The following is a 15,295-nucleotide window of genomic DNA, read 5'->3' on the forward strand; positions in this document are numbered from 1 at the left end:
TTCTAAAAATTTTAGAACCACTCCTTTATATAGATGGTGATACGCGTCAAAAAAATGAAGAATCGAAACCACTTGGAGTTAAAGATTTAATTGAAAGGTTGTGCGCAGAGAATGGACAAGAAACGGATTACGAAGACTATGACTCATGGACATGTTGGGACGCTTTAAAATTTAGGCTAATGGGCCTAGAGTGGTATCAATTCTATGACTTTGTTGAAGTTACAGCCATAAAAATTAAAGAAAAAGAAGTTGAATACAACTCAGCTTGGGATAACTCTCGATTCGAATCATATATGTTTCCGTCATATAGACAGAAAGTTAATGATTTATTTTCACAGCATAAAATACAGTGGAAATTAAACGATGGTGGTAAGTTAGAAACGTCACTACCCAAGGATCTTGAGACAAGAGTATCTGCCATCGATTACGCTTTGCAGGATAAATTTGAACCGGCAAGGATCCATTACTCAAAAGCCCGATCATATATATTAAGTCCAAGTAAAGATCCTGAAAACTCAATTAAAGAGTCAGTAAGTGCCGTTGAGAGTGTTTGCAAAGCTATATATCCAAAATGCGCTACGCTTGGTGATGCGTTAAAAAGCATGAGAAAGGAACAGCTTATTTCTCCTATGTTGGTTACAGTTTTTGAGAAGTTTTATGCTTATACAAGTGCTGAGCCTGCGATAAGGCATGGTAGTCATAAAATGTCAGGTGTTGACGAGATGGATGCAGAATTGGCATTGCATATGTCAGCAGCATTTATAAGAACGATAATTTCTAGGAAGTCGTAATTGACTGCTAACAAATAAGAATAACAAAGAACTTAAGAGTGATTCGCAACACTTCGCACTCTCATTTCATGGTTGGTTTTTGTGTTTACGGTGCAACTGTTTAGGTTAGGTGAAAGCGTTACTCACTACTCAAGGCGGCGCGATATGACAGGTACCAAGTTCAAACATAGGAAAGTAGAACCAAGCAACGGTGATTTTCAGTCTCTAGTAGCTGAGTTGAACTCATCGCTTACTCTGATCACGGGTGATTCTGGTGAAAGCTCGTTTGTCTCTGATACCTTTGAACCATCGAAAGATGGCTGTATCGTGGTATATCTGAATAATGTTGCTGTGGCATGTGGGATCTTTAAATACCATGTAACTGATGTTTGTGAACTTAAGCGAATGTACTCTAACAAATCTGGTGCAGGCTCTTATTTACTAAAACAACTCGAATGCTATGCAGTTGATAAAGGGTATCTAAAAGCTATTCTATCGACACGCAGAGTTAACTCAAAAGCGATAAGCTTCTATAAGCGTAGCTCTTACTTGGAATCGTGTGCGTATGGGAAATACGTTGGCCTAAATCGCTCAATCTGCTTATCAAAAGCACTCGTCACATAGCAAGGTACCATGGCCTTATATGCTGGGAGAAAAATGGTATATCTCGAAATTGATAGTAGTCAGATTCCTCTCGATTTATTGCTTGAAGCTGATCCTTCAGAGGCTAGCATTTCGTCGTACTTATCTGATTCTTGGTGTTTTACTGCTTTAGATAAAGGGCAAGCCTTTGGTGTATGTGTCGTAAAACCTCAACGGTTTGCTTTAGCTGAGATCTATAATGTAGCGGTTTCTCCATCTCATCAAGGGAAAGGTATAGGCACTAAGCTATTGGAGTTTGTGCTATCTCAGCTACCGAACAAAGGTGTAAAAAGGGTTGAACTTGGTACTGGCACGTTTGGCTATCAACTGATTTACTATCAACGTCTAGGCTTTCGTGTTGACGCTATAATCAAAGATCATTTCTTGTTGAATTACTCCGCCCCAATTTTTGAAAATGGTATTCAACACAAAGACATGTTGAGACTTTACCTACAGCTTTAAAAAAACCATAGAACAAAGCCATTAAGGCGAATAACCACCGCTGGCTCGGCTTAAACAGCCACGGACAATAGTGCAGAAGTAGTGGCCAGTATTGCTCATCGCTTAACGTTGGCTTATACATAAGAACTAATATTCAAAGGTACAAATTATCACCATGAAGAAAACTATCGTTTTCTGCCTAGCCACTTTATTGTTTATAACATGTGGTGTAATAGGCGCTGCGCTTGGCTGGAGTTTAAGGGCTAGCGTAACCCTGAACCAAATACCCGAATACAGTTATGCACTGTGGCGCGAAGTTGATAGCGGAGACCAAGAAGTAGACTTTACCAACGTTGCTGCTGGGGATTGGACGAGAGTGTGCTTTCTAGGACCTTACAATGAAAACTCATCAAAAGCCTTAGGGTTTAATTGGCGCATCACTGAATACACAAACGTATTAAGCAGTGATGGCCATAACGTCATCATCTTTGCGAATGACTCAGCCGTTATAGACTTTATTGTTCAAAACAGGAGATATGGAGACTTCCATACTATGTCTGGTCGGTGTGTAGATAGAGCGAACTCAAGATTACATTACAATCAAAAGCTCGGTTCTTATCATCAGCAGTAATCTTACTTGTTCACAAAATAATATGCGGTAAGTAGCGGCTCATGTCTTGAGTCACCAAGCTACTGTCTTCACGAATAGAAATACCTGCCGCTTGGTCGTCCACCAGCCAACTGCCGATTAGGGTAAAGTTATCGCCATAGCGTGGTAGCTCGTGCAGGGCTTGGTATATGTAGCCTTCTTCACCATAAGGGCCGTGGGTATTGGCGATTTTCTCTTCGCCGCGCAATATCGAGATATTGGCACCTTCTCGCGAGAATATTGGTTTCTTTACAATGCCAGCACTAAAGTTGGCTTGCGAGAGTTGGTCTTCAAAAAATGATGGCAATAAGTTGGGATGATTAGGAAACATCTTCCACAGCATTGGCAGCAAGGCTTTGTTAGAAATAATGCTTTTCCAAGCGGGCTCTAACCAGCGAATATTTTGCTGGCCTAAACTATCGCCAAACTCTTCATCAAACATAAACTCCCACGGATAGAGTTTAAACATCCAAGTGATGACTTCATCGTTTAAGTTGGTAAAGCGCTGTTCGGCGTCGATACCAATGTCTTCAACAAATACAAACTTGGTGTCTAGACCTGCGGCAATGGCGCAGTCTTCCATGTATTGTACGGTGCCGCGGTCTTCGTCGGTATCTTTACAGCAGGCAAAATGTAGCTCTCTGCCGGGGGTGAGGTACTGCAAATCACTAAAGCGATTAACCAGCTTTTCTTGCAAGCTATTAAACTGATCACTGGCGGGGTTAAGCACGCCTTGGTCTACATTGTCTTTTAGCCATAACCACTGCCAAAAGCCACTTTCGTATACCGATGTAGGCGTGTCGGCATTATTTTCATATAACTTAGCGTCGCCTTTGCCGTCGTAGCAAAAGTCTAAACGCGAATACAAACAAGGTTCGCCGTTGAGCCATGACTGACGCACAAAATCCCAGTGTTTTTCTGGAATACAAAAACGGCGCATTAGCTGTTCGTCACGCACCACTTTATCCACCACTTCTAAACACATTTGGTGGATTTCTTCGGTGGGCGCTTCTATGCCGTTTTCAATTTGTTCCAAACTAAACTGATAATAGGCCGACTCATCCCAGTACTTGTCGCCGTACATGGTGTGATAATTAAAGCCATATTCTTTGGCTTGCTCTTGCCAATTGAGTCGTTCTTTTATCGGTACTCGTAGCACGTTTAACCGCCCCAGCTAGATTTAGAGCCGCCCCAAGATGACTTGGCAGAAGCCTTAGCGCCAAAGCCACCACGCGATACTGTGCGGCTTACTGTAGCTTTAGGTTTGTAAGCTGACTGGCTAACTTTGTAGTTGCGCTGCCCGGCTTTACCAATCACCGAACCATCGGCAGTGATAATAGAATCACGGTACGACGAGCCACGTTGATTGTATTTATATACCGACGAAGGACGGTTGGTATCCATCATTCGGCCAAACAAGTAGCCGTACATAATAGGTGTAAAAATGCCGCTGCTACTGGCACGACAACCTTCATAACCAAAGGCTTCTTCACAGTCTTGACGGCTATTGTATTTAGGCGCGGTGCGAGCAGCTTCGGCCTCAGCATTTTGGTAAACCGCTACACACTGCTGTTCGTTGAGTGTGGTTTTAGTGACACAGTCGTCTACCGACTCGATCACTATGGCGTCATCTTGAGGTTCTGAACAAGCACTTAATATCGCCGTTGAAACAGCAACCACCAACGGTTTAACAATAAACGAAGGCCTAGCCGCGGGCAGCTTACGCATTGCGGCTAAGTTAATAAACTTAGAACGTTTCATAAGACCTCCTAGTAGGTCATGCAGGCTGCATTTAACATGCCTACCGACACACTGGTAGCGGCTAGCATAATACCGGCACTCACTTCATTGGCTTCAATGCGCGACACAATGCCAGGGATAAAGACAAAACGAACAATGACAAACGCGGCAATTTGTGCGATTAAGGCAATCGCGCCCCATAAAGTGAAATCAACAAATGAGATGGAGTTACTGGCTGCGCCAGCTAATGCCAATGCAAAGCCCAATACTGCGCCACCAAAGGCAATCGCCGCACTGGTATTTTTGCCTTCTTTAATTAACTCCCACTCATCATGTGGCGTCACTCGCACATAAATCACTTTAAATAGCATTAAGAAAACAATTGATGCGGCAAAGTAAATTGCAAAGTTTGCAACGGCCATAAGTAATTCAGACTGTTCCATTTTCTGGTCCTTTATCCGTGAATAGTAATTTGGGTTGATGATACGGTCATGCCAGTGCTAATAACTAAACAGCGCTCTAGCGCATTGTTATTCACCACTTCTTCGGCAGACAAAAATAACGATTCCATTTCACCATTGTCTAGCTCTCGCTCAAACAGCATGGTGAATTGGTCGGTAGTAGAAAAATCAGTGTTGTCTTGGTAGGTTTTCTCTTCCATATGTACCGGGTTGTGGTACTCAGTAGTGGATGTCCATACGCGGTGGTAGGTATGCCCTTCTAACTGATAGCTGCTTGCGCCTATTTTGCTGTTTAGCAACTGGTCCCACTCAGCTTGATTGGCAATGTCTAAGGTATCGTAGTAATGGAACATTTTCACATCTACTACGTCTTCTTCGCCGCTACCGTTAGCCACTACCTGCAAGAAACCTTCGTCGTCGGTGTAGAAACGGTACAAAGTGGTACCGTCTAAATCAACAATGCCGGCAGCCTGAATAATTTGGGTAGCGGCTACTTTGCTCACTACCATATCAGCCATCACTAGCCTAAGCGCTAAGGCGTCTAGCTCAAAGCTACCGCCTAACTTAAGCCCCATCACATTAGGTGTTCCCGCATACTTATCTGTTTGGGGTTTATTTCTTTTAAACAAAGACTTAAACATGGTGTTTATCCATTGTTGAAGTTAAAACACTCAGCGTCACTTAAGCGCCGCTCGGCAATGTAATACAACGAGTCGGCCTGATGTAGCTGAGTATCTAAACTGGGATTTAACTGTAGCTGGCTATCTCCGGCAGCTTTAAAACCGATAATAGTGGCTTGTAAATCTTCTTTAAAATGACGAAATACAGCGGCAAACTCAATTGAGGCAGAGCCTGCATACTGTACCGAATATTGGGTCATACCATGGGTGGTATCCAACAGCTGCTGATGAACTTGCGCAGAGCCAGGATCCATTGCCGAACGCGCCAGCATCTCAACCGTTACCGAGGGAATAACTTCTACTTTAGGACAATGGCTGCGCAATAAGTCGGCAACGGTTTGGTCTTGTAGATACGCGGTTTTGTGGCAACTAGGGTTAAGTTTGGCGCAATACAATGCACAGGTTAGCGTGACATCGTCTTGGTCGGTATCGATAATAATTCGGCTGGCTTCCGCCAAATTAGTCCGCGCCATTGTTTCTGCATGAGAATATGAATCAACCTGAGCAAACTCTATTTGCCCGGGTAAGGGGTTTTCTATCTCGCTATCTACACACAATAGAATTGAGTCTGAAGAGCCGTTGGTAGACGCCTTAAGCAACTCAATTAAACGCAGTGTTCTATTGCCATTCCAACCAATAATAACGGTATGATTTGATAGTTTCAGCATGCGATGGCCTCGCGCTCCTTTGGTGTAGATGTCGTTGATGATAAATCCGGCTTTAGTCACCACAATGGCAAAAATACTGATGCCAATGGGGATTACCCACAAGCTAACAATAAGTCGCCCTAAGGGAGTTGACGGGCCAAAATCGCCGTAACCTACTGTAGAAGCGGTAACGACCATCCAATAAAGAAAGGTTTCACTGTTGATGAGGTCATGCTCGCCTACCAACATTAAACTGAAGTAGGAAATTAGCACATAAAATAGCACCGACAGGGCTATTGCGGTGCCATTAGCACGAAAAAAAAGCGCCGAAAATATTCGGCGCACTTTATAAAGCAGCACTTATTTTGCCTGTTTTTGGGCCAGTATCTGCTTAAGCTTATCACTACCTGAAGATTGACCGCCAGACTCAATGCCCGCTTGCTTCAATTTTGCGTCTAAACTGCTACCGCTATCTTCAGCCGCTAACTCTTCGGCTGCTGACAATTCAGCGCTGCGTAGCGCTTGTTTTTCTTTAATTCGCTCTAGGCTATCTAAAGCCGTTTTCACTTTAGAGTTAGCGCCTACATGGTGCGAAGAACCGGCAACTTGAGCTTTTTGCAAAGACTCAGTCGCTTTTACTTGGTCAATTTGAATACCTAAACGCTTAACGCTAGCTTTAGCAGTCGCAATATTCGCTTTAAGCGAAGTTTCGGTATTTAGGTAACTGTTGTAAATCTCTTGCTCAGTGGCTAATTGCACTTCTAAGTTGGCTACTCGCTCTGCACATTCTAAAGCTAGAGCGTCGTCATTTTTCTCACTTGCTGCAACCGCATGGTTGGTGTAAGTGTCAATGTCTGACGTTAAGCTTTCGACTTTAGTTTGCGCTAACTTACGTTTAGCCATAATAGTGGTTAGGTTGCGATCACAGGCTTCAAGCTCTGATTTAGCATCGCGCATTTCTTGATCTAAGATACGCATAGATTGGCTGTCTGCCACTGCTTCCAAGCCTTCATTGGTTGCGCCTCGAAGTGCGTTCCAAATTCGTTTCAAGCTCATACTGTTCTCTCCTACTGGGTAAACTCGCTGTACAATTCGACAAATTCACTAACATTTGAATAAAGCGTTTCTATCTCTTCTATTACTACTTCATCTAGGCTCTTAGTTGATAAGGCGCCAAATGCGATGTAGTAATCTTGATCACCAATATGCTTAATGCCAATGGCCGATAACGGTAATAAGTGATGAGAGCGTAAAATCAAGGCATTCAGTTTGGCACTGTCTGTTACGACATCGCAGCCAAATAGCACAACTTCAATAAGCATTTGTTGCTCGCCAATGTAAGCAAAGGCATCAATGCCTTCATCATTGGTGATACACAAACAGCCACCGTCATTATCTACTGTCCAATCAGGATGAGCCTTAGCAAGTAATTCAAGTGATGCTGAATTCCACGACATAACGTTTCCTTATATGTTAGTTATAGCTAACAAATATAGCAAGTTTGACTCTTGTGTCAACGTTTACTAACATTCGTTGCAAGTTATCAAAAATTATAAGCGCCCGAAGAGCAATGAACCCAGAACAGAGTATTAGAAATCGACAAGCCTTGCAGCCTTATAAAGACAGTATTAAGCGATATATTCGTTCGGCGATGCAATTAAAAGGGGTTCAGTATAAATATTTATCAGACGAACTGGCCAAACGCGATATAGAAATGAAAGAAGGTAACCTGCGCAGTAAGGTGTATGCAGGCACCCTACCCACAGATCTATTTATTATTTTGGTAGAGATATTAGATATGCCAGAACATGCTCTTAGCGATATTATCGCCAATAAGGATAAATAAGCTTAAGGCCTTTTGTTGTTACCCTAAGCAATTGACCTAGCAGGATATTGCTCCAATTAACATTCATTAAACCTTCACAAAGCCTACTTAGGCTAAATGTTCAGGCTTAGACAAGCGATGAGTATCGCGCCTTTACAGGTGATTTCTTAAACGAAATAGCCTTACTGGATGCTCTAATACCTGATTAAAACCTACCCTCAAGAATTTCTTGTCTATGATCTAGACAGTAATATCGGCTCTTATTGTCTTCAGAATAAGCGGAAAATTGCCGTTCAATACAGTAAACTACGTTTACAAAATCGCATGGAAGTTGTGCTAAACGAGGATTAATGAATACCAATAAAGATAAATACAGTATTGATAATACTGATTACACCGTAGGACAGGATAATGTTCAGAAATGGGGGTTTGATGTACATAACCCTGTTTTTGGGATTAGCGCCTCTTTAATCGGCATATTTTTAATCGCTATATTACTGGTTGACCCAGAAGTATCCAAAGCCGCATTAGACGGAATTAAATGGAAAATTATTGGCGCATTTGACGGCCTATTTATGTGGTCTGCTAATATTTTTGTCATTTTTTGTTTGGCTATGATTGTCTCTCCGTTTGGTAAAATTCGCCTCGGTGGTGATGAAGCTAAAACGGATTACTCAATGCTGTCGTGGATAGCCATGCTATTTGCTGCAGGCATGGGCATTGGCCTAATGTTTTGGGGAGTCGCTGAACCCGTTGCCTACTTTACAGGTTGGTACGAAACCCCTCTTAATGTGACTGCCAACACCCCAGAAGCTGCAAAATTAGCACTGGGTGCCACCATGTTCCACTGGGGACTTCACCCATGGGCCATTTATGGCGTGGTATCACTGTCGTTAGCCTTTTTTGCTTACAACAAAGGCTTGCCGCTTTCTATGCGCTCGGTGTTTTACCCAATCTTGGGCGACCGCACGTGGGGCTGGCCTGGGCACGTAGTTGACATATTAGCAGTGCTTGCCACTTTGTTTGGTTTAGCCACCTCGCTAGGGCTTGGCGCTCAACAAGCAGCCAGTGGCTTCCACCACGTGTTTGGCCTAGACAACGGCTTGCTGATGCAAATTGGTATCATCTTCTTGGTAACCTTGTTAGCGGTAGTATCGGTTGTTCGTGGGATTGACGGCGGCGTTAAAGTCATTAGTAACATAAACATGGTGTTAGCACTTGCCTTGGTGGTATTTGTTGCTCTGGTAACATTTGCAGTATCTATGGGCACCGTACCTACTACGGTAATGGGATACCTAGAAAACATTATTCCACTGAGTAACCCAATTGGTCGTGAAGATTCAGCGTGGATGCACGGCTGGACAGTGTTCTATTGGGCATGGTGGATTTCATGGTCCCCATTTGTTGGTATGTTCATCGCACGTATCTCACGTGGTCGTACAATTCGTGAATTTGTTACTGCAGTACTTATCGTTCCAACGGTAGTAACCACTTTATGGATGTCTGTATTTGGTGGTGTTGCGATTGATCAAATCGTTAATAAAGTAGGTACCCTAGGCGCTGATGGCCTAACCGAAGTACCACTGGCTATGTTCCAAATGTTTGATGCATTACCAATGGGCAGCATTTTATCTCTGCTTGCTGTGGTATTGGTATTGGTGTTCTTTGTTACCTCGTCTGACTCAGGTTCACTGGTCATCGATAGCATTACCTCTGGTGGTAAAGTAGATGCGCCTGTTCCTCAGCGTGTATTTTGGGCCACTATTGAAGGCGCTATTGCTGCCGCTCTAGTATGGGTAGGTGGCACAGAAGCCATTCAAGCCTTACAAGCCGGCGCCATTTCAACAGCCTTGCCATTCACCATTATTTTATTGGTAATGTGTATCAGCTTGTTAATGGGTTTGCGCACAGAGAAACGCCTTGGTTAATCGTTAACCATTGAAAACAAAAAAGCCGAATGACTTAGGTCACTCGGCTTTTTTATTGCCTCGCTTTTGTAGCGCAGATTTTATAACCACAACTTATTGATGGGCATATCTGGGCTGAAATGATGGTGAATTTGCGCTTGCAGTAACTCAGCCGTGGCAATAGCGTCGGTTAATGCGTCGTGCGGAGGATAAGTAGGCAGGTTATAACGTGTTCGGCTGCTACCTAAACGAATAGACACCGCTTGCTGCTTTTTAAACCAGTCAATCACCTTTTTAGGCCGAGCCGCTTGAATGTCAGCTTCAATTTGCATGGTGTCCACCAAAGGAAAAATAATCCCTTCGTTAATTAATCCGCGCAGTGTGGCGTGTAAAAAATCACGCTCAATACGTCGGTAATGCACCACCACCACTTTGCCGGCCAACTCATCCAATAATTGCTCCAAAATACGCAACAAGCTAGGCGCACCTTTTAAGTCGGAGTGGGTAATGCCATGAATCACAATCGAGTCTTCTTGAAGTTTATCTTCTGGCGTTACAAACCAATGCTTAGCCTCTCTGCAAGCAATGCGCTGCAAGGTAAATGGCACTAAACCAATACTAATAATGCTATTCTTTTTGGCGTCTAGACCGGTGGTTTCAAAATCTAGAGCAACAAAATCAATATCTTTAACTTTGGTTTCTGCATCGTAAGTACTGGCATTATAAAAATGAATTAAGCGCTTATCTTTGCTTTCCGCGGCCTTAATCTTTAAAAAGGCCTGCCAGTTTAAGATTTCTTGATTGTTAATATTGGGCATTATTTACCCTGCTGCATGCTGTTGGCGGTGTAGCGAAACTTCAAAAAGTTTTGCGCACTGCTTAATACCAAAAAGGCATCTTTTAGATTCCGCCTTTCAAAATCAGACATGTTCTCTGGCTCAATATTGTTATCAGGCTCTTGGTCAGACTCTATGTCTAAGGCTTGATGTCGAATACGCACCAAAGAAATAAACTCCATAGCATGCTGTAGGTCTTTACCCTTTGAAGGCGGCAAAATCCCCGCTTCAATAATATCTTCCAGGCGGTCAAACGAGTTTTGAGATTGAGAACCAATTGCCAACCCGTGCACTCGAATAAGATCGGCTAAAGGCGCAGTACCGCGTCGTTTTAAGTTTATTGAGTTTCTGTGCCGTCCATCTTTCTCCATCACAAAGTCTTTAAAGAAGCCGAGCGGTGGAGTTCGATTTAGGGCGTTTCTGGCCAAACACGCTAAGAAACGGTTATTCTTTTTGGCTTTTCTTAAAATAAACGCATTGAGCTGCTCAGCCCATTTAGGCCTGCCATACACCCCGTTAAGGTCAAAAAAGATAGAGCAGTTCAGCAAGGCTTGAGGATTAGGGTTATCAATCCAATCTGCAAAACACTCTTCCCATTGGCTTTGGGTTTTTCGATACTCTGGATTAGTGGCCATAATGTCGCCGGTGCAATAGGTATAACCACAAGCGGCTAGGCCGTCACATACATACTTGGCAAGCTCATCAAAATATTGGCCGTGCTCAGCTTCTTGATACTCATTGTCGAGAATAATCGCATTGTCTTGGTCGGTAACAATCAGCTGTTCATCTCGCGCCATAGAGCCTAAAGCTAAGAAACAATAGGGAATGGGCGGTGGCCCTAGCTTTTCTTCTGCGAGCTCTAGCAAGCGCTGTTTAAAGCTTCGGCCAATTTCCGACATCGCCCGCCCCACCATATGGGAGTTGGCATCTTCGTTAATCATTCGTACAAAACAGTCTTTTAGCTGGTGCGACAATAGCACCAAATCTTCGATACTATTTTGCTGAAAAATGCTGCTTACAATCAATAAGCTATTTTGAGATTCATAACGAATAATATCGCTCACTTCAATTAAACCAATTGGTTGCTTATTTTTCAGGATCGGTAAGTGGTGTACGTTATAGCGAAGCATTAGTAGCATTGCTTCAAAAATATAGGCGTTGTGATCCAAAGATATTAGCTCGGTAGACATCACCTCTACTACTTGGGTTTCAACGTCTAAACCTTGCGCTATCACTTTGGCACATAAGTCACGCTGGGTAATAATGCCAACAAAACTATCTCCGCCTTCATCGGTAAGATTTGGATCATTAATCAGCGCCGCAGAAACATTCTCTTCGGCCATTGTAGTGGCAACGTCTTGAATAGTCGTGGTGGACGCTAGCATCACAGGCTCGCCACTGAGAATGGTTTTAACCTTTGAGGTGGTTAAGGAGTTCGCGTCATCACTATTTTCTTCAACCGCCTGCTGTAAACGAATAGTGCCTTCTACTTCCACAAAGTCGGCAAATACATCGTAACGCTCGCAAAAATCTTCAAAAATGTTTTCTGGAATACAATACAGCAGCGTGTCTTTAATCGCCTTGGCAGGAAAACGAACCTTATTGCTGGTTAACAGCCCCATTTGGCCAAAAACACCGCCTTGATCAAGCCGGTTATACAGCTCGCCATTACGACGATAAATCTCCACCACCCCACTACGGATCATGAACAAATCATGAATTTTGTCACCAAACTCAATGATCATACTGCCAGCGCGGTAGTAAGAGATTTCAACACTTTTAGACACTTCAATGAGGGCTTCTTCGGGCAACTCATCAAAGGGCGGGTATTGGCTGATAAAGTTTCGAATTTCGAGTAGCTCGACTTCCATTATTCACTCAATAAAGAAGGTAGTTTGAATAGTTGCTTAATAGTATATGGTATCTGCTAAGTAGTTGCAGTGAGCCCGATAATATCTAAACGGAATTATTAGCTAACAGCAACAAAAAAAGGTGACTCAGCCATTTTCACGCACACTACTCCATGGCCTACATCCTTCCGGCTTTATCCTTCACAAATACCCTATTGATTCACAAATAACCAAGGCAGTTTAAGCTGTAAAACACTATCCTTAATTAAGCTAAATGTTCGCGTATAATCCCCCTAACCTGCGCAGATTAACCAAGCTGCTGACTATAGAGAACACCGAAATGACAAACGAAACCATCATAAACCTTCATCGACGAGCATTTGGAGAATCTGAGGGGGAACAAATCGCCACACTAGCGGAAGAACTTCTTTGCCTTTCAGAAACAATTTCATTCAATATTGAACGTGACAACAAGATTGTGGGTAACATCTTATTCTCTCAGTTTATATTTAAGGAGCATCCTGATAAAAAGTGCTATTTGTTAGCCCCTATTGGTGTAGTGCCTGAATACCATAATCAAGGTATTGGCAAAGAGCTTATTGAGTCAGGGATAGCCCACTTAGAAACACTTTCTGTAGATGCGGTACTGGTACTTGGGTATCCTGCTTATTACGCATCAAGAGGTTTTATCACCACCAACCTTCTCACTCCTTACCCTGATTTACTCACCATGCCAGAGGCTTGGAGAATAAGGGAAATCAACAAAGGGTCTATGGCTAAGGTTACCGGAGATACCCTCGCTGCTCAGCCAATGATGCAGCCTATTTTTTGGGACACCTCTGGGCGATGATGTTTCAGCATAAGCCGCGCTTTATAAGGAGTACCACCATTTGAACATTCGCTCTCGAGAGCTACTGAACACCGACTTTCAATCCATGAAAGAACTATTGCTCACCGAAGGGCCGAACCCGTGGAATTACATCACTGAAGAAAGCATTAACCAACAATTTACGCTTATCGCTAATGGAGATGCTGTGGCTGTTCTATTGGAAGATAAGGCAATTGTCGGTTTTGCGATTCTGATTTTTAAACAGGCGTGTCCTGAAAAACTAAACCAATATGATGACTTATCAAACATTGCTTATATAAACGATGTGGTCATTGCGGCGAGCCAAAGCGGGAAAGGCCTCGGTAGCCAACTGCTTAAAGAGGCAGTTCGCCTCGCGGGTTTACAACAATGCAGCAAAGTATATATAGAGCGCCATGAAGAAAATCTCGCCTCTGGCGGCATGATGAGAAAGGCAGGGTTTGAGATAGTAGAAACCTTTTATGACCCCAATAAACGTAGCTCGGGTTCAAGAAACACCACCATTCAACGAATAAACACCTAATCGTCTTAAAGCAAAACGCCCAATATAGTCAGACCATATTGAGCGTTATTGTTCATTCTACTAAGCCTTGCTTAGGAAACAGCCAAGCGCTTATAAAATAATACCAGCCAATATAAAGCCAAGGATAACTGAGCTAGTAATAGTGGCCACGCCTGGAACAAAGAAAGGATGGTTAAATACCCACTTACCAATACGAGTAGAACCAGTATCATCCATTTCTACCGCCGCCAATAGGGTTGGATAAGTTGGCAATACAAACAGTGCGCTAACTGCTGCAAAAGAGGCAATTGCCGCTTCTGGGCTTACCCCTAACATAAAGGCAGACGGCATTAAGGCTGCTGTGGTAGCGGCTTGAGAATACAAAAGCATGCTAGCGAAGAACAAAATAAGCGCCAGCATCCAAGGGTGTTCTTCTAACAAACCACCCGATAAGGCTTTAATCTCTTCTAAATGACCAGATACAAAAGTATCGCCCAACCAAGCTACACCCAGCACACATACACAGGCACTCATACCCGATTTAAAAGTAGCAGCGTTAACCACTTCGCCAGTATCTACTTTACAGAACATCGCAATAGCAGTCGCAGCAGTTAGCATGAATACCATAATTGCTTCGTTACGCGGCAAAGTAGGGTTTTCAATTAAGCCTACAGCATCGCTAATCGCGGTGGCGTAAAACACAACTGCAACAATCGCCACTAAGAAAATCATAACCGAACGCTTAGCACTTGCCGGTAATTGCTCGGCTGTTTTCTCACGTTTGCTCACCAAACCATGGGCTAAGCGCTCTTGATAGATTGGATCATCTTTCAGCTCTTTTCCCATAAACTGGGCAACAAAAGCGCCAACCATACAAGCCATAAACGTGGCAGGGATACAAATCATTAGCAGGCTTATATAACCCACACCTTTGTCTTCAAGCATACCGCTCATTAATACTACTGCCGCCGAAATAGGCGAAGCAGTAATCGCAATTTGCGAGGCGACTACCGCAATACTTAAAGGGCGAGACGGGCGAATACCCTGCTCTTTAGCCACTTCGGCAATCACAGGTAAAGTAGAGAAAGCAGTATGTCCCGTTCCGGCAAACAAGGTCATTACATAGGTCACTATTGGCGCTAAAAAGGTCACTTGCTTAGGATTACTGCGTAATACCCGTTCGGCAATATTCACTAAAAACTGTAAACCACCGGCTACTTGCATTGCTGCAATTGCCGCAATCACCGACATAATAATGAGGATCACTTCAATAGGAATGGTGCCCGGGGTCATGCCTAAACCTAGGGTTAATACCAATACCCCTAAACCACCCGCAAAACCAATACCAATGCCGCCTAAACGTGCACCTAAAAATATGGCCGCTAATACCACCAGCAACTCAATCGTTATCATAAATCCTCCCAAGCTTTAATTGCGACGCACTTTACTGCAAACAGAAGCAAACAAATGGATGATT

18 protein-coding genes are annotated in these 15,295 nt (G+C 43.3%); 8 read left to right on the forward strand and 10 right to left on the reverse strand.

Annotated features, from left to right (window positions below; genetic code table 11):
* Positions 1–29: 29 nt before the first annotated feature.
* The 4 genes from Q4549_RS06480 (at position 30) to Q4549_RS06495 (ending at position 2,484) form a co-directional block, all read left to right on the forward strand.
* Positions 30–791 (forward strand): AbiJ-NTD4 domain-containing protein, encoded by a 762-nt coding sequence (locus tag Q4549_RS06480; protein ID WP_303550578.1) that lies wholly within the window; start codon positions 30–32, stop codon positions 789–791.
* Between the two features lie 144 nt (positions 792–935).
* The gene (locus tag Q4549_RS06485) at positions 936–1,394 is read left to right on the forward strand and encodes a GNAT family N-acetyltransferase (RefSeq protein WP_303550342.1); all 459 of its coding nucleotides are present in this window, start codon (positions 936–938) and stop codon (positions 1,392–1,394) included.
* 33 nt (positions 1,395–1,427) lie between these two features.
* A complete protein-coding gene (locus Q4549_RS06490; RefSeq protein WP_303550344.1) occupies positions 1,428–1,874 on the forward strand; it encodes an N-acetyltransferase in 447 nt (148 codons plus the stop codon).
* A gap of 154 nt (positions 1,875–2,028) precedes the next feature.
* Positions 2,029–2,484, forward strand: a complete 456-nt coding sequence (locus tag Q4549_RS06495; RefSeq protein WP_303550347.1) for a hypothetical protein — start codon at positions 2,029–2,031, stop codon at positions 2,482–2,484.
* A 10-nt stretch (positions 2,485–2,494) separates the two neighbouring features.
* Here the strand turns inward: Q4549_RS06495 and Q4549_RS06500 are convergent, their stop codons facing one another.
* Genes Q4549_RS06500 through Q4549_RS06530 form a run of 7 tightly spaced genes read right to left on the reverse strand, consistent with a single transcriptional unit; the run spans position 2,495 to position 7,487 of the window.
* Positions 2,495–3,661, reverse strand: coding sequence for a glutathionylspermidine synthase family protein (locus Q4549_RS06500; protein ID WP_303550350.1), 1,167 nt, complete (start codon positions 3,659–3,661; stop codon positions 2,495–2,497).
* A 2-nt stretch (positions 3,662–3,663) separates the two neighbouring features.
* Positions 3,664–4,263, reverse strand: coding sequence for a DUF1190 domain-containing protein (locus Q4549_RS06505; RefSeq protein WP_303550353.1), 600 nt, complete (start codon positions 4,261–4,263; stop codon positions 3,664–3,666).
* Positions 4,264–4,271: 8 nt separating this feature from the next.
* Positions 4,272–4,685 carry a DUF350 domain-containing protein gene (locus Q4549_RS06510; RefSeq protein WP_137671855.1) on the reverse strand — a complete coding sequence of 138 codons (414 nt, stop codon included), beginning with the start codon at positions 4,683–4,685 and terminating at the stop codon, positions 4,272–4,274.
* An 11-nt stretch (positions 4,686–4,696) separates the two neighbouring features.
* Positions 4,697–5,344, reverse strand: a complete 648-nt coding sequence (locus Q4549_RS06515; RefSeq protein ID WP_303550356.1) for a YjfK family protein — start codon at positions 5,342–5,344, stop codon at positions 4,697–4,699.
* Positions 5,345–5,349: 5 nt separating this feature from the next.
* Positions 5,350–6,390, reverse strand: coding sequence for a potassium channel protein (locus Q4549_RS06520; protein WP_303550359.1), 1,041 nt, complete (start codon positions 6,388–6,390; stop codon positions 5,350–5,352).
* Positions 6,391–7,086, reverse strand: coding sequence for a PspA/IM30 family protein (locus Q4549_RS06525; protein WP_303550362.1), 696 nt, complete (start codon positions 7,084–7,086; stop codon positions 6,391–6,393). It abuts the gene before it with no gap.
* Between the two features lie 11 nt (positions 7,087–7,097).
* Complete coding sequence (locus Q4549_RS06530) at positions 7,098–7,487, reverse strand: DUF2170 family protein (RefSeq protein WP_137671859.1); 390 nt, start codon at positions 7,485–7,487, stop codon at positions 7,098–7,100.
* A gap of 113 nt (positions 7,488–7,600) precedes the next feature.
* Between Q4549_RS06530 and Q4549_RS06535 the strand changes: the two genes are divergently transcribed.
* Positions 7,601–7,876 (forward strand): DUF6471 domain-containing protein, encoded by a 276-nt coding sequence (locus Q4549_RS06535; RefSeq protein ID WP_137671860.1) that lies wholly within the window; start codon positions 7,601–7,603, stop codon positions 7,874–7,876.
* Positions 7,877–8,205: 329 nt separating this feature from the next.
* Positions 8,206–9,783, forward strand: a complete 1,578-nt coding sequence (locus Q4549_RS06540; RefSeq protein ID WP_303550365.1) for a BCCT family transporter — start codon at positions 8,206–8,208, stop codon at positions 9,781–9,783.
* Between the two features lie 80 nt (positions 9,784–9,863).
* Here the strand turns inward: Q4549_RS06540 and Q4549_RS06545 are convergent, their stop codons facing one another.
* Complete coding sequence (locus Q4549_RS06545) at positions 9,864–10,580, reverse strand: 3'-5' exonuclease (RefSeq protein WP_303550368.1); 717 nt, start codon at positions 10,578–10,580, stop codon at positions 9,864–9,866.
* Entirely contained in the window at positions 10,580–12,469 is a 1,890-nt protein-coding gene (locus Q4549_RS06550) for a DUF294 nucleotidyltransferase-like domain-containing protein (protein WP_303550370.1), read from the reverse strand. Before Q4549_RS06550 ends, Q4549_RS06545 begins: the two co-directional genes overlap by 1 nt.
* A 319-nt stretch (positions 12,470–12,788) precedes the next feature.
* On the opposite strand from Q4549_RS06550, the gene Q4549_RS06555 reads away from it, so the two are divergent.
* Together Q4549_RS06555 and Q4549_RS06560 are read left to right on the forward strand one after the other, a co-directional pair.
* Positions 12,789–13,298: a GNAT family N-acetyltransferase gene (locus tag Q4549_RS06555; protein ID WP_303510469.1), complete on the forward strand. Its 510-nt coding sequence runs from the start codon at positions 12,789–12,791 to the stop codon at positions 13,296–13,298.
* A gap of 40 nt (positions 13,299–13,338) precedes the next feature.
* Positions 13,339–13,839: a GNAT family N-acetyltransferase gene (locus Q4549_RS06560; protein ID WP_303550372.1), complete on the forward strand. Its 501-nt coding sequence runs from the start codon at positions 13,339–13,341 to the stop codon at positions 13,837–13,839.
* Between the two features lie 90 nt (positions 13,840–13,929).
* Here the strand turns inward: Q4549_RS06560 and Q4549_RS06565 are convergent, their stop codons facing one another.
* Complete coding sequence (locus Q4549_RS06565; RefSeq protein WP_303510462.1) at positions 13,930–15,231, reverse strand: anaerobic C4-dicarboxylate transporter; 1,302 nt, start codon at positions 15,229–15,231, stop codon at positions 13,930–13,932.
* Positions 15,232–15,295 lie beyond the last annotated feature (64 nt).

Source organism: Agarivorans sp. 2_MG-2023, from assembly GCF_030548085.1.
Classification (GTDB): domain Bacteria; phylum Pseudomonadota; class Gammaproteobacteria; order Enterobacterales; family Celerinatantimonadaceae; genus Agarivorans.